At 44.3% G+C, this 19,835-nt stretch carries 13 protein-coding genes; 11 read left to right on the top strand and 2 right to left on the bottom strand.

The annotated features are described in order from the left end of the window. Nucleotides 1-204: 204 nt before the first annotated feature. From pflB to AB4482_RS07835, 7 genes are all read left to right on the top strand, one after another. A complete protein-coding gene (gene pflB, locus AB4482_RS07865; protein ID WP_372180768.1) occupies nucleotides 205-2,481 on the top strand; it encodes a formate C-acetyltransferase in 2,277 nt (758 codons plus the stop codon). Between the two features lie 200 nt (nucleotides 2,482-2,681). Beyond that, nucleotides 2,682-3,683: a lipid A deacylase LpxR family protein gene (locus AB4482_RS07860; protein ID WP_017063491.1), complete on the top strand. Its 1,002-nt coding sequence runs from the start codon at nucleotides 2,682-2,684 to the stop codon at nucleotides 3,681-3,683. Nucleotides 3,684-3,847: 164 nt separating this feature from the next. Beyond that, nucleotides 3,848-4,588: a pyruvate formate lyase 1-activating protein gene (gene pflA, locus AB4482_RS07855; protein WP_010437353.1), complete on the top strand. Its 741-nt coding sequence runs from the start codon at nucleotides 3,848-3,850 to the stop codon at nucleotides 4,586-4,588. A gap of 220 nt (nucleotides 4,589-4,808) precedes the next feature. Further along, the gene (locus tag AB4482_RS07850; RefSeq protein WP_017066932.1) at nucleotides 4,809-5,309 is read left to right on the top strand and encodes a YfbU family protein; all 501 of its coding nucleotides are present in this window, start codon (nucleotides 4,809-4,811) and stop codon (nucleotides 5,307-5,309) included. A 560-nt stretch (nucleotides 5,310-5,869) separates the two neighbouring features. Then, on the top strand, nucleotides 5,870-7,804 hold the full coding sequence (locus AB4482_RS07845) for a PrkA family serine protein kinase (protein ID WP_017062132.1): 1,935 nt from the start codon (nucleotides 5,870-5,872) through the stop codon (nucleotides 7,802-7,804). A 127-nt stretch (nucleotides 7,805-7,931) separates the two neighbouring features. Continuing rightward, complete coding sequence (locus AB4482_RS07840) at nucleotides 7,932-9,203, top strand: YeaH/YhbH family protein (protein ID WP_017062133.1); 1,272 nt, start codon at nucleotides 7,932-7,934, stop codon at nucleotides 9,201-9,203. 11 nt (nucleotides 9,204-9,214) lie between these two features. Then, complete coding sequence (locus AB4482_RS07835) at nucleotides 9,215-10,777, top strand: SpoVR family protein (RefSeq protein WP_372180767.1); 1,563 nt, start codon at nucleotides 9,215-9,217, stop codon at nucleotides 10,775-10,777. 209 nt (nucleotides 10,778-10,986) lie between these two features. Here AB4482_RS07835 and sohB read toward each other — a convergent pair whose 3' ends face one another. Further along, a complete protein-coding gene (sohB, locus tag AB4482_RS07830) occupies nucleotides 10,987-12,048 on the bottom strand; it encodes a protease SohB (protein WP_009849001.1) in 1,062 nt (353 codons plus the stop codon). A gap of 143 nt (nucleotides 12,049-12,191) precedes the next feature. Between sohB and AB4482_RS07825 the strand changes: the two genes are divergently transcribed. The 4 genes from AB4482_RS07825 (at nucleotide 12,192) to AB4482_RS07810 (ending at nucleotide 18,470) form a co-directional block, all read left to right on the top strand. Continuing rightward, a complete protein-coding gene (locus AB4482_RS07825) occupies nucleotides 12,192-12,932 on the top strand; it encodes a YciK family oxidoreductase (protein WP_017062135.1) in 741 nt (246 codons plus the stop codon). A gap of 151 nt (nucleotides 12,933-13,083) precedes the next feature. Continuing rightward, complete coding sequence (gene imuA / locus AB4482_RS07820) at nucleotides 13,084-13,791, top strand: translesion DNA synthesis-associated protein ImuA (RefSeq protein ID WP_017063488.1); 708 nt, start codon at nucleotides 13,084-13,086, stop codon at nucleotides 13,789-13,791. Nucleotides 13,792-13,794: 3 nt separating this feature from the next. Next, on the top strand, nucleotides 13,795-15,264 hold the full coding sequence (locus tag AB4482_RS07815; RefSeq protein ID WP_017067210.1) for a DNA polymerase Y family protein: 1,470 nt from the start codon (nucleotides 13,795-13,797) through the stop codon (nucleotides 15,262-15,264). A gap of 113 nt (nucleotides 15,265-15,377) precedes the next feature. Then, nucleotides 15,378-18,470 carry an error-prone DNA polymerase gene (locus tag AB4482_RS07810; protein ID WP_372180765.1) on the top strand — a complete coding sequence of 1,031 codons (3,093 nt, stop codon included), beginning with the start codon at nucleotides 15,378-15,380 and terminating at the stop codon, nucleotides 18,468-18,470. Between the two features lie 333 nt (nucleotides 18,471-18,803). Here AB4482_RS07810 and AB4482_RS07805 read toward each other — a convergent pair whose 3' ends face one another. Continuing rightward, nucleotides 18,804-19,745 carry a chemotaxis protein CheV gene (locus AB4482_RS07805; RefSeq protein ID WP_017062139.1) on the bottom strand — a complete coding sequence of 314 codons (942 nt, stop codon included), beginning with the start codon at nucleotides 19,743-19,745 and terminating at the stop codon, nucleotides 18,804-18,806. Between the last annotated feature and the right edge of the window lie 90 nt (nucleotides 19,746-19,835).

The raw sequence follows: 19,835 nt of genomic DNA, 5'->3' as shown, positions 1-19,835 counted from the left end.
TTTAAGGTTTGCAGAAATTTTTTAGCGTAGTCTTGAATACATAGAGTAAAGACAACATATAAAAGGTAGTGACAATATATATAACCATATGATGCTTATATGCTCATATATATTGTTATTAATAAGAGTGTACTACCCTTACGAGGGGCGCTGGCTCAACAGTGTTAATGTACGTATTTTTTCTACTAAAAAGGTAGGTATGTCATGGCAGAGCAATTTGCTAAAGCTTGGGAAGATTTTGCTGCAGGTGAGTGGCAAAGCGAAGTAAACGTTCGTGATTTCATTCAAAAGAACTACACGCCGTATGAAGGCGACGAGTCTTTCCTAGTTTCTGAGGGTACTGAAGCAACTAACAAGCTTTGGTCTTCGGTAATGGAAGGTATCAAACAGGAAAACGCAACTAAAGCACCTGTAGATTTCGATACTTCTGTTATCTCTACCATTACTGCTCACGATGCAGGTTACATTGAGAAAGATCTTGAGACTATCGTTGGTCTACAAACTGAGAAGCCACTAAAACGTGCAATCATCCCTAACGGTGGTGTACGTATGGTTGAAGGTTCTTGTAAAGCATACGGTGAAACTCTTGACCCAATGGTTTCAAAAATCTACTCAGAATACCGCAAAACACACAATGCTGGCGTTTTCGATATCTACACTCCTGATATCCTAAAATGTCGTAAGTCTGGTGTTCTGACTGGTCTTCCTGATGCTTACGGCCGTGGTCGTATCATTGGTGACTACCGTCGTGTTGCACTTTACGGTATTGATTTCCTAATGAAAGACAAGCAAGCTCAATTTGCTTCTCTTCAAGAGCAATTCGAAAACGGTGAAAACCTAGCAGAAACAATGCAACTGCGTGAAGAGATCTCTGAGCAACATCGTGCTCTAGGTCAAATCAAGCAAATGGCTGAGAAATACGGTTTCGATATCTCTGAGCCAGCTCAAACAGCTCAAGAAGCTATCCAGTGGACTTACTTCGGCTACCTAGCTGCTGTTAAATCTCAAAACGGTGCTGCAATGTCTCTAGGTCGTACTTCGACTTTCCTAGACATCTACATCGAGCGTGATATCGCTGCTGGCAAGATCACTGAAGAACAAGCACAAGAAATGATCGACCACTTCGTAATGAAACTGCGTATGGTTCGTTTCCTACGTACTCCTGAGTACGATGAGCTGTTCTCTGGCGATCCAATCTGGGCAACAGAGTCTATGGGTGGTATGGGTATCGACGGTCGTACGCTAGTAACGCGTTCGAACTTCCGTTTCCTAAACTCTCTATACACTATGGGTCCTTCTCCAGAGCCAAACATCACTGTTCTTTGGTCTGAGCAACTACCTGACGGCTTCAAACGTTTCTGTGCGAAGGTATCTATCGATACTTCTTCTATCCAGTACGAAAATGATGACCTAATGCGTCCTGACCTTGAGTCTGATGATTACGCTATCGCTTGTTGTGTATCTCCAATGATCGTTGGTAAGCAAATGCAGTTCTTCGGTGCTCGTGCTAACCTTGCGAAAACAATGCTTTACGCAATCAACGGCGGTGTGGACGAAAAACTTAAGATGCAAGTTGGTCCTAAAGAAGCTCCAATGACTGACGCTGTTCTTGATTACGATAAAGTAATGGACCGTCTAGATCACTTCATGGACTGGCTAGCTAAGCAATACGTGACTGCACTAAACAGCATTCACTACATGCACGACAAGTACAGCTACGAAGCGTCTCTAATGGCTCTTCATGACCGTGACGTTCGTCGTACAATGGCTTGTGGTATTGCTGGTCTATCTGTTGCAGCTGACTCACTGTCTGCAATCAAGTTCGCGACTGTTAAACCAATCCGCGACGAAGATGGCATTGCAACTGACTTCGAAATTGAAGGCGATTACCCTAAATACGGTAATAACGACTCTCGTGTAGATGATATTGCTTGTGAACTAGTTTCTACGTTCATGAACAAGATCCGTAAGCTTAAGACTTACCGTAACTCTATCCCTACACAGTCAGTTCTTACTATCACGTCTAACGTGGTTTACGGTAAGAAAACAGGTAACACTCCAGACGGTCGTCGTGCTGGCGCTCCTTTCGCTCCTGGTGCAAACCCAATGCACGGTCGTGATGAGAAAGGCGCTGTAGCTTCACTAACGTCTGTAGGTAAACTACCGTTTGCTGACGCACAAGATGGTATCTCTTACACGTTCTCTATCGTGCCAAACGCACTAGGTAAAGAACAAGACAGCCAACGTGCTAACCTTGCAGGCCTAATGGATGGTTACTTCCACCACGAAGCTGGCATTGAAGGTGGTCAACACCTTAACGTTAACGTTCTTAACCGCGAAACTCTTGAAGACGCAGTTAAGCACCCTGAGAAATACCCTCAGCTAACAATCCGTGTATCTGGTTACGCTGTTCGCTTTAACTCTCTAACTGCAGAGCAACAAGCTGACGTAATCGCACGTACATTTACTGAGTCTCTATAAGCTCACGCTCAATAGACAGTAAATAATATTAGCCTCGCCAATGTGCGGGGCTTTTTTATATCTGAAATAAATCGCACTACACTCACCTATCCCGCGAAATGTTAGGTTGAGCAAAAAAGCACCCTGCCATTCACTTTTTTTCCACAAATTCTGTCAAATTACGGTAATATCGCGGTTCATAATTTAAGAGTAACTGCTCCATGAAATACCTGCGTTGTTTACCCCTGATTCTTCTCTCTTTCTCATCTTTAGCCTCTGAGCGTTCTACGTTAACTTTTGCTTTAGATAATGATGGTATTTTTGGTGTCGACCAAGACTATACCAACGGCTTATTTCTGGGTTACACATCATCAAGTATTACGCCATATAACTGGGTAAAACCATTGAGTCTTTCCTACTGGGGCGCAAGCTCTCTAGACAAGTGGGAAATCACCATTGGCCACAAGATGTATACGCCTTCTGACATTGAGTTAGAAACGCCATCGCCTAATGATCGCCCATACGCAGGTTACCTTCACACTGAATTCAATTACATCAGCTTAAACCCACAGCAAGCCCAGCGTTTTAATATCACGTTTGGTACTACGGGCGAACGTGCACTGTCTGAAGATGCTCAAAAGCTGGTTCACTCAATCACTAAGTCGGATGAGCCGATGGGTTGGGAATACCAAGTCGATGATGAATGGGCGGGAAGCGTTGGTTACCTAAGCCATTTCAACCTAATGCGTAATCAAGCTCTTGCGAATACTGACTACGAAATCTCTAACGTTTCTGAAATCAACGTCGGTAACTTTAGAAGTGACATTTCAACGGGCTTCATGTTTCGTTGGGGTACAGACTTAGGCGGTAACTTTGGTGCAGCTAACATCACCACAGAAAACCCATTCAAACCGGGCATGATCGGCGCATCAAACGCTGGTTGGTTTACCTATGCAGGCCTCGAAGGTCGCTACCGATTCAACGACCTGACTATCGAAGGCGATCGCTCAGGTGTTGATGAGTACGCTAATAAAAACAACGAAGATCCAGCGATCTACGATGTGACTTTAGAGAACATTCAAGCAACTGCTGTATTGGGTGTCGCTTGGTATAACCGATACGTTGGTGCCTCTTTAGCGCTAACCGCAAAAACACCGGATTACGAAGAAGCGAAAGAGTCAGTGTACACCACTGGCGGTATCACAATGTTTGCTTTCTTCTAGCCACCAGTAAGGGCTTTCGTCCTTTACTTTTCAAGTTTAATAAAGGCAATCATCTTCACAGGTGGTTGCCTTTATTTTTAAAGGTCTCGTTACCATTTGACCCTATTTTATGTACCGTTTTTGTAATAAAATAAACGGTATAAATTCCTCTACGAGAATAGCTCATGTCTACAACTGGTCGCATTCACTCATTCGAATCTTGTGGTACTGTCGATGGCCCTGGTATCCGCTTTATTGTGTTTCTTCAAGGCTGCTTAATGCGTTGTATGTACTGTCATAACCGTGATACATGGGATCTTCATGACGGAAAGGAAGTAACGGTCGAAGAGATCATCAACGAAGCAAAATCATACCGTCATTTCATGAAAGCATCGGGCGGTGGTATCACCTGTTCTGGTGGTGAAGCGATGCTACAACCTGAGTTTGTTCGTGACTTTTTCCGCGCAGCTCAAGCTGAAGGCATCCACACTTGTCTTGATACTAATGGCTACATTCGTAAGCACACTGAAGTGGTTGATGAAGTCCTAGAAGCCTCTGATCTAGTTATGTTGGATCTTAAGCACATGCGAGATGAGATTCACCACGATTTCATTGGTGTATCAAACAGACGTACTCTGGATTTCGCACGCTACTTACACAAAATCGGTAAGAAGACGTGGATTCGTTATGTGATTGTCCCTGGCTACACGGACACACCTGAAGATGCTCATCTGCTAGGCGAATTCATCAAAGACATGGATAACATCGAGAAAGTAGAGCTGCTTCCATACCATAAGCTGGGTGCACATAAGTGGGAAGCACTTGGTTTTGACTACCCTCTTGAAGGTACAAATCCGCCAAGCAAAGAGAAAATGGATGAGATTGTTGCTGTTCTTAGCCAGTACCATTCAAACGTAAAATACTAATCTAGACTGACGTTCATAGTGATTTCAAGCGCCTCAATTTCGATTGGGGCGTTTTCTTTTCGAGCCAAACAATCCTTTCACTTTTCTTTACAACTTTTGTTTATCAATTCAAAAAATCATATTAAATCCGTGTTGAGATCATGTTTCCACTCGTAGGAATGCTGTTACTCTTACTGCAACAAAAGAATACAACATTTAGTTTTTTAGTGAGGCTCCTCCCATGGAAATGACCAATGCTCAGCGTCTAATTCTATCAAATCAATACTACCTAATGTCTCAAATGGATCCTGAGAACTCCGCTAAATACCAACGTCTACAAACGATTGTAGAACGTGGTTACGAACTCCAAATGCGTGAGCTTAACAAAGAGTTTGGTTGTTTGACTGAAGCAGAATGTCGCGAAATTATCGACATCATGGAGATGTACCATGCAATGCAAGAGTCGAACAAAATGCTTGCAGAGCAAGAGCGTGCTGAAGTAGACCAACGTCGCCTGCAGTTCTTAGGTTTTGATATCGCTTCTGAAGCGCAGATCGTACACTACGTGCGTTTCCTTGTTGATTCTGAAGGTCTTTACCCTCAATTCGACAAAGCCGATCACCACTTCAATAGCCAGATGCCAATGCTAGAGAAGTACCGTCGCATGCTAACAACATGGCGCAACTGCCCTCGTCAGTACCACCTATGTGCGACAGAGCTATCTCAAATCTTTAGCGCTTAATTCGTTAATAGATCAGCGATAACTTTTAAAAAGTTTCAAGAAAAAGGGTTACTCATCATGAGTAACCCTTTTTTTAATGTTCGCACACAAAGAGAAAAACCAAAGCAACTAGAAAACGCAAGCAGCGTCAAATAACGCAGTAACCTTCTAGAGTATCAATTTACCATTTCAAACATAATGAGAATCAATAACGACTTTTTTGATAAACCATTCTCACATTCTCTTGTTATTTTCTGATAGCCAAGCGCATTAGACCGTTCATCATGCAAGATTATCAATAAGGCTCGGCTATGTATCTAACATACATAAATCCAGCACGGGTATTATTAAGCAACCTAAAATCTCAAAACAAACGACCAGATCCCCTCGAATGGAAAATAATTTGATTCTACGCGCCTCAAGTTGCCTATTGCGCTCGCCACGTTTTTCACACGCAAAATTGTAAATAAATACATAATTGTTAAGCAAAATTGTGGAAGCGGGTCTAACCTTAAAATGTAGGGAGAGCCTATTTTTCAATCGCTCGTCAGTTTTGACTGGTTAACAAGGGGAATGTGACTATGAGTATCTTTGACCACTATCAATCACGTTATGAAGCAGCCAAGGAAGAAGAGCTGACATTGCAAGAGTTCTTAGGGCTGTGTAAAGACGATAAAAGTGCTTACGCTAATGCTGCCGAGCGCTTATTACTAGCCATTGGCGAACCAGAGGTTATTGACACTGCTCAAGACCCTCAACTGAGTCGTATTTTCTCGAACCGTGTCATCTCACGCTACAGCGAATTTAAAGATTTCTACGGTATGGAAGATGCGATTGAACAGATTGTTTCTTACTTAAAACATGCTGCGCAAGGTTTAGAAGAACGTAAACAAATCCTTTACCTACTTGGCCCTGTGGGCGGTGGTAAATCTTCTCTCGCTGAAAAACTCAAAGCCCTGATGCAGAAACTACCAATCTATGTATTGTCTGCTGACGGTGAACGAAGCCCAGTAAACGATCACCCATTCTGTCTATTCGACGTTAACGAAGACGGCGACTTATTGAAGAACGAATATGGCATTGAGAAACGCTATCTTCGCTCAATTATGTCTCCGTGGGCAGCGAAACGTCTACACGATTTTGGCGGTGATATTTCCAAATTCAAAGTCATCAAACTGCGCCCTTCTATTCTCGATCAAGTTGCGATCGCGAAAACGGAGCCAGGTGATGAAAACAACCAAGATATCTCGTCTCTGGTTGGTAAAGTTGATATTCGTAAACTTGAACACTTCTCTCAAGATGATCCTGATGCCTACAGCTACTCTGGTGCGCTTTGTAAAGCCAACCAAGGTGTGATGGAATTCGTGGAGATGTTCAAAGCGCCAATCAAAGTATTACACCCTCTACTTACGGCAACACAAGAAGGTAACTTCAACGGTACCGAAGGGCTTTCTGCACTGCCATTTGACGGTATGATTCTCGCTCACTCGAACGAATCTGAGTGGCAGACCTTCCGTAACAACAAAAACAACGAAGCATTCCTCGACCGTGTGTACATTGTAAAAGTCCCTTACTGTCTGCGTGTGTCTGAAGAAGTTAAGATCTACAAGAAACTGCTTGAGCACAGTGAGCTATCCCAAGCGCCTTGCTCACCAAGCACACTCGATCTGCTATCGCAATTCAGCATTCTTTCGAGACTAAAAGAGCCTGAAAACTCATCTCTATTCTCTAAGATGCGTGTTTACGATGGTGAGACTCTAAAAGACACCGATCCAAAAGCGAAGAGCTACCAAGAGTACCGAGATTATGCTGGCGTTGACGAAGGCATGTCTGGGCTATCAACGCGTTTCGCCTTTAAGATCCTATCTCGTGTGTTTAACTTCGACCAAGCCGAAGTGGCCGCGAACCCAGTGCACCTGTTCTACGTTATTGAGCAGCAAATCGAACGGGAGCAGTTCCCTCAAGAGACCGCCGAGAAGTATCTAGAGTTCTTGAAAGGATACCTAGTGCCACGCTACGTAGAGTTCATCGGTAAAGAAATTCAAACCGCTTACCTAGAGTCTTACTCTGAGTACGGTCAGAATATCTTCGACCGCTATGTCACCTACGCAGACTTCTGGATTCAAGACCAAGAGTACCGCGATCCAGAAACAGGCCAGCTATTTGACCGTGCTTCTCTGAATGGTGAGCTAGAGAAAATCGAGAAAACCGCCGGTATCAGTAACCCTAAAGACTTCCGAAATGAGATTGTGAACTTTGTGCTTCGTGCCAAAGCCAACAATAACGGTCAAAACCCAGTGTGGACGAGCTACGAGAAACTGCGCACTGTGATTGAGAAGAAAATGTTCTCTAACACAGAAGAGCTACTTCCTGTTATTTCGTTCAATGCTAAGACCTCAACGGATGATCAGAAAAAACATGACGACTTCGTTGCTCGTATGATGGAAAAAGGCTACACCGAGAAACAAGTGAGACTGCTATCTGAGTGGTATCTAAGAGTTCGTAAATCCTCATAACTAAACGGTATTGAGCTGCTCAACTGAGCAGCTCGTATAAACCAATAACTTTTATACCTTAGTAAATCAATAACTCTTATACCCGAATAAAAAGTAGGATCGCGACATCAGCTGAGAGGGAGTTCTTATGGCACAATTTATCGATCGGAGGCTCAATGGCAAAAATAAGAGTGCTGTGAATAGACAGCGTTTCTTACGACGCCATAAAGAGCAAATCAAAGAATCTGTGGCCGATGCAGTTAACCGACGCTCAATCACCAATACAGAAACAGGTGAAGACGTCACTATTCCCCATAAAGACATCAAAGAGCCGAACTTTCACCAAGGTCAAGGCGGCGTAAGAGAGCGCGTTCACCCAGGTAATGATCAGTTCATCACTGGCGATAAAATCGAACGCCCTAAAGGTGGTGGTCAAGGTGGTGGCTCAGGCCAAGGCGACGCAAGCCCTGATGGCGAAGGCCAAGATGAATTTACCTTCCAAATTTCAAAAGATGAGTATCTTGATATTCTCTTTGAAGATTTAGCTCTACCTAATCTAGAGAAAAATCAGGTCAACAAAATCACCGAATGGAAAACTCACCGCTCTGGTTACCAAAGCGCGGGGATTCCATCCAACATCGCTATCGTTCGTTCACTACAGCAATCTCTGGCTCGTAGAACCGCGATGACAGCAGGTAAAAAGCGCGAGCTTAACCTACTGATGGAACAGCTTGACCAAGTTAAAATGACGGAGCCGGCACAACCTTTTGAGGAAGGTCGCCTCAAAGAAGAGATTGCCGAGTTACGTAAAAAGATTGAAAGCGTGCCGTTCATTGACACCTTCGACTTACGTTTTAAAAACTACGAGAAGCGCCCTATTCCATCTAGCCAAGCCGTGATGTTCTGTCTAATGGATGTATCGGGCTCTATGGATCAGGCCACAAAAGATATTGCGAAGCGCTTTTATGTTCTTCTGTATCTGTTCTTAAATCGCACCTACGAAAACGTCGATGTTGTGTTTATTCGTCACCATACTCAGGCTAAAGAGGTCGACGAACATGAGTTTTTCTACTCACAAGAAACGGGTGGCACCATTGTTTCGAGCGCACTGAAACTGATGAAGGAAATTGTCGCAGACCGCTACCCTGCTAATGAGTGGAACATCTATGCAGCACAAGCCTCTGATGGCGATAACTGGGCTGATGACTCTCCTCGCTGTAAAGAGTTACTGGTCAATACGCTTCTGCCAACTTGCCAATATTACTCTTACATCGAAATAACACGCCGCTCTCATCAAACACTTTGGCACGAATACGAAAAACTCGAGAGTAGCTTTGACAACTTCGCCATGAAAAACATTAAAACGGTGGATGATATTTTTCCTGTGTTTAGAGAACTGTTCCAGAAAGAGACAGCGTAAGGGAGTTTGCCATGACAGCGAAATCAAACGTTGCAGAGAAAAACAAAGCTGCAAAAAAGAAAAACGACAAGATGCTGCCTGATGGTCCAGATTGGACATTCAACCTCTTGGAACAATATCACGTAGAAATTAAGCGTGTGGCGCAGCATTACCGTTTAGATACTTACCAGAACCAAATTGAAGTGATTACTTCTGAGCAGATGATGGATGCATACTCGAGCATCGGTATGCCGATCAATTACAATCACTGGTCATTTGGCAAAAAATTCATTCAAACCGAGCAAAACTACAAGCATGGTCAGATGGGATTAGCGTACGAAATCGTGATCAATTCAGATCCTTGTATCGCATATCTGATGGAAGAGAACACGGTCACGATGCAGGCGCTCGTAATGGCTCATGCTTGTTACGGCCATAACTCTTTCTTTAAGGGCAACTACCTATTCCAAACCTGGACCGATGCCAGTTCCATCATCGACTACCTATTATTCGCTAAAAAATACATTACCGATTGTGAAGAAAAATATGGTGTTGCCGAAGTCGAACAACTTCTCGACTCTTGTCATGCTCTCATGAATTACGGCGTAGACAGATACAAACGTCCTGAGAAGATTTCCATAGCTGAAGAGACAGCAAGGCAAGAAGAACGTGAAGCGTATCTGCAATCTCAAGTCAATGAGCTGTGGAGAACTGTGCCTAAAAATCAAGACAAGGAAAAAGAGACCAAAATTCGCTTTCCTAGCGAACCTCAAGAAAACATTCTCTACTTTATCGAGAAGAACGCACCACTGCTTGAACCTTGGCAACGAGAGTGTGTTCGCATCGTTCGCAAAGTGAGCCAATACTTCTACCCTCAAAAACAAACTCAAGTGATGAACGAAGGCTGGGCAACCTTCTGGCATTACACCATTCTTAACCACCTTTACGACGAAGGCTTGGTGAGTGATAAGTTCATCTTAGAATTCCTACACAGCCATACCAGTGTCGTCGCACAACCCGCCTACAACAGCCCTTATTTCAGCGGAATAAACCCTTATGCGCTTGGCTTTGCGATGTTTAGAGACATCCGACGCATCTGTGAAGAGCCAACCGATGAAGATAGAGAGTGGTTCCCTGAGTTAGCCGGAAGTGATTGGTTAGAAGCGGTGCACTTTGCGATGCACAACTTCAAAGATGAAAGTTTCATCAGCCAATACCTTTCTCCAAAAATCATTCGAGACTTTAAGCTGTTCTCTGTACTCGACGACGACCGTAAAAATACCATTGAGGTGAGTGCTATTCATGATGATCCGGGCTATCGCCTGATTCGTGAGAAGCTTGCGGCGCAATACAACCTAAGTAACCTTGAACCAAACATTCAGGTGTTTAATGTCGATGTTCGTGGTGACCGCTCAATGACACTGCAATATGTGCCTCACGACCGCATCCCGCTTGATAAAGGCTACGACGAAGTGATGAAGCATCTCTATCGCTTGTGGGGCTTTGATGTGATTTTGGAAGAGCTCAAAGATACGGGTCATAGAGAGATTCTGACTACTTGTCCAAAACGTAATGATTATGGAGCCAAGATTTAATATCAATCACAGTAAGTCAGTGTTTGGTATAAAACTCCGCTCCCCCTACAACATAGTGGTCACCCGCTCGGAAGTGGAGCAATAAAAAAACGCATAAGTCTGATGACTTATGCGCTTTCTTTTTAAGGCTCAAACGTCTGTAAATGAACGTAAGGCACCAAGCCTAGAACTAGAACTAGAACTAGAACTAGAACTAGAACTCAATAAGCTTAAACAATCGGCTTTTGACCGCGTTCAATCAGCTTCATCAACACGCTGTCTGCAGATTTACCTGCCACGCCCGCTAGTTTGTCTGAAAGCTTTTTCTTCTGTACGTAGTGGATCGCTAGAACCGTTTTGTCCTTACATGCCGCTACGACTAAGTCATCAGAAGTGCTGATCTCATCCACCAGTCCAAGTTCATGTGCTTGTGTACCAAACCAGTGTTCACCCGTTGCTACTTTTTCAAGATCTAACGCAGGACGATGGTCACGGATGAAGTCTTTGAATAGGCCATGTGTCTCTTCTAGCTCTTCTTTAAACTTCTCACGTGCTTTATCGCTGTTCTCACCAAACATAGTAAGCGTGCGTTTGTACTCACCCGCCGTTAGCTGCTCGAACTCAATATCGTGCTTTTTAAGTAGTTTGTTGAAGTTTGGCAGTTGAGCGATAACACCAATAGAGCCAACAATAGCAAACGGTGCAGATACAATTTTGTCTGCGATACATGCCATCATGTAACCGCCGCTTGCCGCCACTTTGTCTACCGAGATAGTCAGAGGCAAACCTGCCGCTTTGATACGATCAAGTTGAGAAGACGCTAAACCATAGCCGTGAACCATGCCACCGCCAGACTCAAGTTTCAGCAATACTTCATCACCTTCACGAGCCACAGCCAGAACCGCCGTTACCTCTTCACGTAATGAAGCCACTTCTTTCGCATCAATGCTGCCGTTAAAATCAAGAACGAATAGATGTGGTTCACGCTTACTATCAAGCTCACCCTCTTTCGCTGCTTTCTTCACTTCTTTACCGCGTGATTTTACTTTCTCTTTTTCCGCTTTCTTTTCTGCTTTATCACGGGCTTTGATGAAAGCATCATCATGTAGATGGTGCTCTAGTTGTTCAATCGTCTGTTTATGATGTTCAGATAGGTTCGTGATTTCCAGCTCACCTTTAATCGCGCTTGATTTCCCACCCACAGATTTAGCAATCACTAAAATTGCGATGATGGCGATTACAACGGTCGCAATCTTGGCTAAAAACAAGCCGTAGTCCAACAAAAATTCCAATGTCATATCCCCTATTGTATGAATTAGTGTATTGTAACCATCTTGTCACGATTACCAAGAATTTCTCATCATTCCTGCGGTTATCTGTGTGATTAAACATCAATGGAATGACGAACATAATAAAAGAAAGAAGGATAAGCACAGTGGATTACCCAATCTCTACAGATGCCCTCAAAGATAAAGTAATTTTGGTTACAGGTGCCGGTGCTGGCATTGGTCGCCAAGCAGCACTAAGCTTCGCTCAACATGGTGCAACTGTCATTCTGTTAGGCCGCAATGTTAAAAACCTTGAATTCATTTACGATGAAATCGAAAGCGCTGGTTACCCACAACCTGCGATTATCCCATTGGATTTAAAAGGTGCGACAAAGCAGAACTACGTTGATATGGCTGAAACCATTCAATCACAGTTCGGTCGTTTAGACGGCCTACTTCATAATGCTGGCGTTCTTGGCACTCTGAGCCCGTTTGAGCAGATTGATGAAGAAACCTTTGATGATGTTATGCAGATCAATGTGAAGTCTGAGTTCTTGATGACTCAAGCTCTGCTACCTGCACTTAAAAAAGCAGAAGCAGGTCGTATCGTATTCACCTCTTCTACCGTTGGTCACTCTGGCCGTGCATTCTGGGGCACTTACGCGATTTCTAAGTTTGCTACCGAAGGGATGATGCAGATCTTAGCGGATGAGCTTGAAGACACAAACATCCGTGTTAATGCGATCAACCCAGGCGGTACTCAAACACGTATGCGTGCAAAAGCGTACCCAGGTGAAGATGCGAACAAGCTGAAAACGCCACTCGACATCATCCCACTGTACCTACACTTAATGAACCCAAGTGTGACAGACATTAATGGCCAATGTATCGATGCTCAACCTAAGTAACTGATATCATTGACCAATAGTAAAAAGTCGCTTCCATAGCGGCTTTTTTTGTATCTAAATCAATCAACTATTACTGCCGCTAATTTTCATCATTTCTCTTTGCATCTTTTTCATTGTTAAATATACTGTATAAATATACAGGTATTTAATTATGCATGAACTAATAAAAAACTTACAAGACCGCCAGCTAATCTGGAAAGGGTTACAATCAACAACGCAAGGAAGCACCACTTCAACAGGCTATCCTCAACTGGATAAACAGCTTGATGGCGGCTTCCCGACGCACGGCGTTATTGAAGTTGAATCACAACAAGGGATCGGCGAGCTTCGCCTACTGACGCCCTATTTATCTCAACAAAACTCGCAAAAACTGGCCATATTCATTAACCCGCCAGGGAAGATCTGTGCTGAGTTTTTTAACAGCCAAGGCATTGAATTAGAAAACATTCTCGTTATCCAGCCTCAACGCGATCTCGATGCGTTGTGGGCAGCTGAGCAGTGCCTCAAAAGCGGCGCTTGTCACTCTGTATTGCTATGGGGAGCCGATCTAGAAATACACCAAACAAAGCGCCTACAAGCAGCCAGTGAAACCGGTAAGTGCCTGCAGTTTCACTTTAAAGCCACCAGCCATAATCAATTATCCCTGCCCGTTTCCTTAAGCATGAAACTCTCTTCTCACGCGCAGGGATTAAAGGTTGAAGTGACTAAGAGAAAAGGCAGCTGGTCGTATGGCAGCTTTATTCTAGACATGACACACTACTGGCCGTTACTCACAGAGAAAGTCGTTTATGAAGACAATTCAGACCGCGCTTTGTCTGGTAACACTGTGCTGGCTTTTCCTATTGCGAAGCAAGGCTAACGTATGTTGTGGCTTTATCTGCACTTTCCATCTCTGCAGTTGGATACCTTGTTTAACTCTAATGAATTGGGTTCGAGCGAAGACTCACGCGAACAACCTATTATCATCGTGGATGAAAAAGATCACCATGTACTGCAAGCAAACCCAGCTGCGCTGCAATCGGGAATTTCGCTTGGTATGGGCTTAGGGTCTGCAGCAGCTTTGTGCCACAACTTACACGTCCACCCTTACAGTATTGAACTGGAGAAAAGTAAGCTTAAAGAGATCGCTCAATGGGCGTATCTGGTCACTTCCGACATGGCGTTATTGCCACCTAATGGTTTGTTGATTAAAGCCTCTAACATGCTGTCACTTTACGACGGGCTAGATAACTACTGGCATGAGCTCAAAAGCCACTTAGAAACGCTCAATATCCAGTTCAGCTTCGCTACGGGTTATTCGCCGCTTTCTGCGATCCTTTTGGGTAAGCAAGCGATCAACCAAGCAACAAACAATATTGAGCAGATGAAAACTTGGGTCAATCAACAAGCATTAATTTCCAGTGAGCTACCGACCAAGCAAGTGGAACGCCTGAACCGTGTCGGTATCAATACCGTTGAAGACTTATTAAAGCTGCCTTTGCAAGAGGTCGCACGCCGCTTTGATATCGACTTGGTGAATTATGTCGGTCGCCTTAACGGCCAGTTCAAGCACCCGATTGATTTCTATCATCCACCAGAGAATTTCCAGCAATATTTGGAGCTATTGTTTGATATTGAAAACATCCTATTTATCGAAAAGCCGTTGCTGAAATTACTGAATCAACTCGAATGTTTTTTGAAGCTACGCGATCGAGTGGCTTTCGAGTTAACTCTGACTTTACACCTAAGAGATAAAGACGATCACCCTGTCTCTTTTTATTCGGCACAAGGTGATTACCTTGCTGAAAAATGGGCGAACCTTACTCATCTCACCTTAGAGTCACTCAAGCTCACCGCACCGGTTCAAGGACTGACCCTCAGCTTGGTTCGTCATGGAGAACCCCAAATGGCCTACCATGATCTTTTTGATGGTAATACCGGAACACTTGCCGCGTTAGATTTGCTCTCACTACTGCAAGCAAAGCTTGGACAAGCCTGTATTCAAACACCAAAAATACAGCACGACCCAAGGCCAGAAAAGGCCAATCAGTATTCGCTCCCAACACTGAGTAAGTCTGTGACAAAAAGGCAAGCGCCCTCAAGGAGCGAGCAACAAACCACAGCTCTCAGCGTCGTTCAACAGCGGCTCAGGCCCAGTATTTTACTGCCAGAGCCCGAAGCCTTAACCGAAAGCGTCACCTTATCTCAAGGCCCAGAGCGCATTGTGTCTGGCTGGTGGGACGGAGAGAAGGTCATTCGTGACTACTTTATTGCTCACAGCGAAAACGGTCGGTGGCTCTGGATATTTAAAACGCCAGATAAACAGTGGTTTTTGCACGGCTTATTTAGCTAGTCGGTAAGAACGTAAGTCAGCAAGAAACTTTGTTAGCTCCTCCGTTCTACTTATTCAATTTCAGCGTCCCTTTTCAATCATGTTCACTCGCAATGGTTAAGTGAGATCACATTATGTCTCAGCAATACTCAGAGCTTTTCTGTCAAAGTAATTACTCCTTTCTAGAGGGAGCTTCGCATGCGGAAGAGCTTGTTTTACAGGCCGACTTCTTACGTTACAAAGCACTCGCGGTTACTGATGAGTGCTCAGTCGCGGGCATCGTTAAGGTTCACTCTGCAATCAAGCAACATAAACTGTCACTCAAGCAAATTGTCGGGAGCATGTTTTGGTTAAATGAAGAGTGCCAAGTGATCTTGATATGCCCAAACAGACAAGCCTACGCCGAGCTGTGCCGTATAATTACCAACGCGAGACGTCGTAGCAGTAAGGGACATTATCAGCTCTCTGAGTGGGATATCATGTCGGCTAAGCACTGCTTTATTCTTTGGCTTCCTCAACAGAAAAATGAAGACGCGCACTGGGGGCAATGGCTATCTCAGCACCATTCAGGTCGGCTTTGGATCGGCTTACAAAGACACCTAAAGCAAACCGACCAGCAGTACACAGATTACTGCGTTGAGCTGTCACAACATCATCAACTGCCGATAACAGCTTGTGGTGGCGTGCTAATGCACAATGCTAACCGCTTACCCTTACAGCACTCACTCACTGCGATAAAGTACCAAAAGCCCATTACCGAAGTGGGCAGTCACTTACTCGCTAATGCCGAGCGCTGTTTACGGAGTATCAATAAGCTCTCTCATATCTTCAAAGCGGAGTGGCTAGAAGAGAGCAACCGTATCGCTGAGCTGTGTGAATTTGATTTAAATAGCTTGCGATACGAATATCCCAGTGAGCTGATTCCTCAAGGGGAGACACCCATGAGTTATCTGCGCATGTTGGTCGAAAAAGGAAAACGAGCTCGCTTCCCACAAGGTGTACCTGACGACATCCAACAAATCATAGATAAAGAATTGGGATTAATTGACGAGCTTGACTACCCTTTCTTTTTTCTCACCATTCACGACATCGTGATGTTTGCCAAAAGCCAAGGCATTCTTTACCAAGGTCGAGGTTCAGCGGCCAATTCCGTGGTCTGTTACTGCTTAGAAATCACCTCTGTCGACCCAAGACAGATCTCGGTGCTGTTTGAGCGTTTCATCAGTAAAGAGCGCGATGAGCCGCCTGATATTGATGTCGATTTTGAACACGAACGTCGTGAAGAAGTCATCCAATACATCTATAAAAAATACGGTAGAGAACGGGCTGCACTTGCTGCAACAGTCATCTCTTATCGCTTCAAAAGTGCGGTGAGAGATGTGGGGAAAGCATTAGGGCTACAAGAAACTCAGCTCGACTACTTCATCAAGAACACCAATCGCAGGGACAAAAGCTTAGGTTGGCAGGCTCAGCTCACTCAATTAGGGCTACAACCTGATTCTTTGAAGGGGCAGCAGTTTATCCACTTGGTTAATGAGATTATCGGCTTCCCACGTCACTTATCTCAACATGTCGGTGGCTTTGTCATATCCTCAGGGCCTTTGTATGAGCTGGTTCCCGTCGAAAATGCAGCGATGCACGATCGAACCATTATCCAATGGGATAAGGATGATCTAGAAACCTTAGGCTTGCTGAAAGTTGATGTGCTCGCGTTGGGTATGCTCTCTGCGATTCGTAAATGTTTCGACCTGATCAAACGTATTCACGGGCGATCACTGACCATTGCTGAGATCACTCGCCTTAAGGACGATCCTCAGGTTTACGGCATGATTCAGCGAGCAGACACAGTCGGGATATTCCAAATTGAGTCACGCGCGCAAATGAGCATGCTGCCAAGGCTTAAACCGAAGACTTATTACGACTTGGTGATTCAAATCGCTATCGTACGCCCAGGTCCTATTCAGGGTGATATGGTGCATCCGTTCTTAAAGCGTCGAGATGGCATTGAGCCAATCAGTTATCCATCTAAAGACGTGGAATCAGTACTGTCGCGCACCTTAGGTGTACCGATATTCCAAGAGCAAGTGATCAAACTCGCGATGGTCGCTGCAGGGTTCACAGGCGGAGAAGCAGATCAACTCAGACGGGCAATGGCCGCTTGGAAGAAAAATGGCAACGTCTTTAAGTTTAAAAACAAACTCATCGAAGGAATGCAAAAGCGCGGCTATGAGACAGAGTTTGCTGAGCAGATCTTTAAACAGATATGCGGCTTTGGCGAGTACGGTTTTCCTGAAAGCCACTCCGCTTCGTTTGCGGTGTTAGCGTATTGCTCCGCTTGGTTGAAATGCTACTACCCAGAGTGCTTCTACGCTTCTCTGTTGAATAGCCAACCGATGGGGTTTTATAGCCCTTCACAGTTGGTACAAGACGCACAACGACACAATGTGGTGATACTTCCGGTATGTGTGAACGCTTCTCAAAACGACCACACGGTTGCCCCTCATCAGAATGGTCTAGCGATTCGCTTAGGGCTGCGACAAATCAAAGGATTCAGCGAGCATGGAATTCAAAGCGTGCTCGCCAATCGTCCACCATCCGGTTATCGCCACCCTAGTCAGGTGAAACAGTTATCGATGAATAAGAAAGATATCGAGCTACTGGCATCGGCCAATGCGCTACATAACGTTTCTGGAGACCGCTTCCAGACTCGCTGGGCGATCATGGACTCGGCGTCGGATTTACCTCTGTTTAGCCAAGCCTATGACGATGCTGAGGCAGGACATGACGAACATGTACTGCACAAGCCCAATGAGATGCAAGATCTACTCGAAGACTTCACCAGTGTCGGAATTTCATTGAACAAGCACCCCATCACTTTGCTCGAAGAAGCAGGACGATTAGGTCGATTCACACACATGAAAGATTTAATACAGCAAAGACACAAATCTATGGTCACCGTTGTCGGATTAGTCACAGGTAAACAATCTCCCGGCACCGCGGCAGGTGTCACCTTTGTTACGCTGGAAGATAGCACTGGCAATATTAATGTCGTGGTATGGGGAGCAACCGCACGCGCTCAACAGCAAGCTTATCTCACAGCCAAGGCGTTAAAAGTACAAGGGATATTAGAAAAAGAAGGTGAAGTCGTGCATGTTATCGCGGGAAAACTTATCGATATTACCGATGAAATTGTTGGCTTGAAAACCAAATCTCGGGATTTTCATTAGCGAAGTACCAACTGTTCTCAATCGATCATTGGCTAAAGAAAAGAGAGAAAGAAAAACGAAAAAGGGAAGCATCCGCTTCCCTTCAATTCCAGTTGTTGAGTTATGACTCAACTTCAGCTTCCGTACGTCTTTTCTTAAATTCCCTATACAGTAATAAGCTCAAAGTCATGACGACTTTAGACGTTAACCATATCATTAAGAGGAACTACCTTAGATTGTGTGTGAAAAATTACGCTAGTAGTTGAGCATATTTCGTTAAGAAAAATATGCTGCGTGAATATTAGCAAGCGTTTTCTATAAGGTCACTCAAAACAAACCGTACAGCAGCATTAATTATAAAATCTGACGCATTCGCTCTTGAGTCACTTCAACCAAGAGGTCTGGCTGGAACTTAGAAATAAAGCGGTTACACCCTACTTTCTCAACCATAGCTTCATTAAAACTTCCACTTAATGAAGTATTTAGCGTGATGAATAGGTCATGCATTCTTGGGTCAGTACGTACTTCGTGTGTCAGCTTGTAGCCGTCCATTTCAGGCATTTCAGCATCGGTGATCATCAACAATATTTCTTGATTGATGTCTTTGCCTTCATCACACCAGCCCTTAAGTAAGGTCAGTGCTTCTAAGCCATCACAACACTCAATAATGTTCAAACCCAACTGCGACAAGGTGCCTTTGATCTGGTTACGCGCTGTTGAAGAGTCATCAACGATAAGCACATTGCGTCCTATCATCTCCTGAGCTAATTGTTCATCTAAAACGCCTTCAGAGATCGAGACATCGTAATCAATGATCTCAGCCAACACTTTCTCAACATCGATGATCTCGACGATCTTGTGCTGCTCTTCTTCTTGAATATGCGTAATAGCGGTTAGGTAGTTTGCACGGCCTGTTGTCTTTGGCGGCGGCTGGATTTCTGTCCATGTCGTGTTCACGATATTACGAACTTGCCCAACCAAGAAACCTTGTACGGTTCGGTTGTATTCCGTAATAATCAGGTTGCTCTCTTGAGACTCCGCACGAGATGGCGGAAAGCCAATGGCACTGCGTAAATCGATAACAGGCACCGATTCACCACGTAAAGACGCAACACCCGTAATATGATGATGAGAGCCCGGTAAGCGAGTGAGTACTGGCACTTTGAGGACTTCTTTCACTTTAAATACGTTAATCGCAAATAGTTGACGACTATTTAAGCTGAATAACAAGAGTTCCAGACGGTTTTCACCGACCAGTTTGGTTCTCTGATCAACCGAATTTAAAACGCCAGACATACAACACCTTAGTGACAAATAATAACTGTGGCTACAATAGCCTACTTCAATAGGTTAAAGCAAAGCGCCAATGCACAGAATGCTTAAACT

Origin of the sequence: Vibrio sp. 10N.222.55.C7, assembly GCF_041473335.1 — a bacterium.
Taxonomy (GTDB): Bacteria; Pseudomonadota; Gammaproteobacteria; order Enterobacterales; family Vibrionaceae; genus Vibrio; species Vibrio crassostreae_C.
This window is presented reverse-complemented; position numbering and strand designations above follow the sequence as displayed.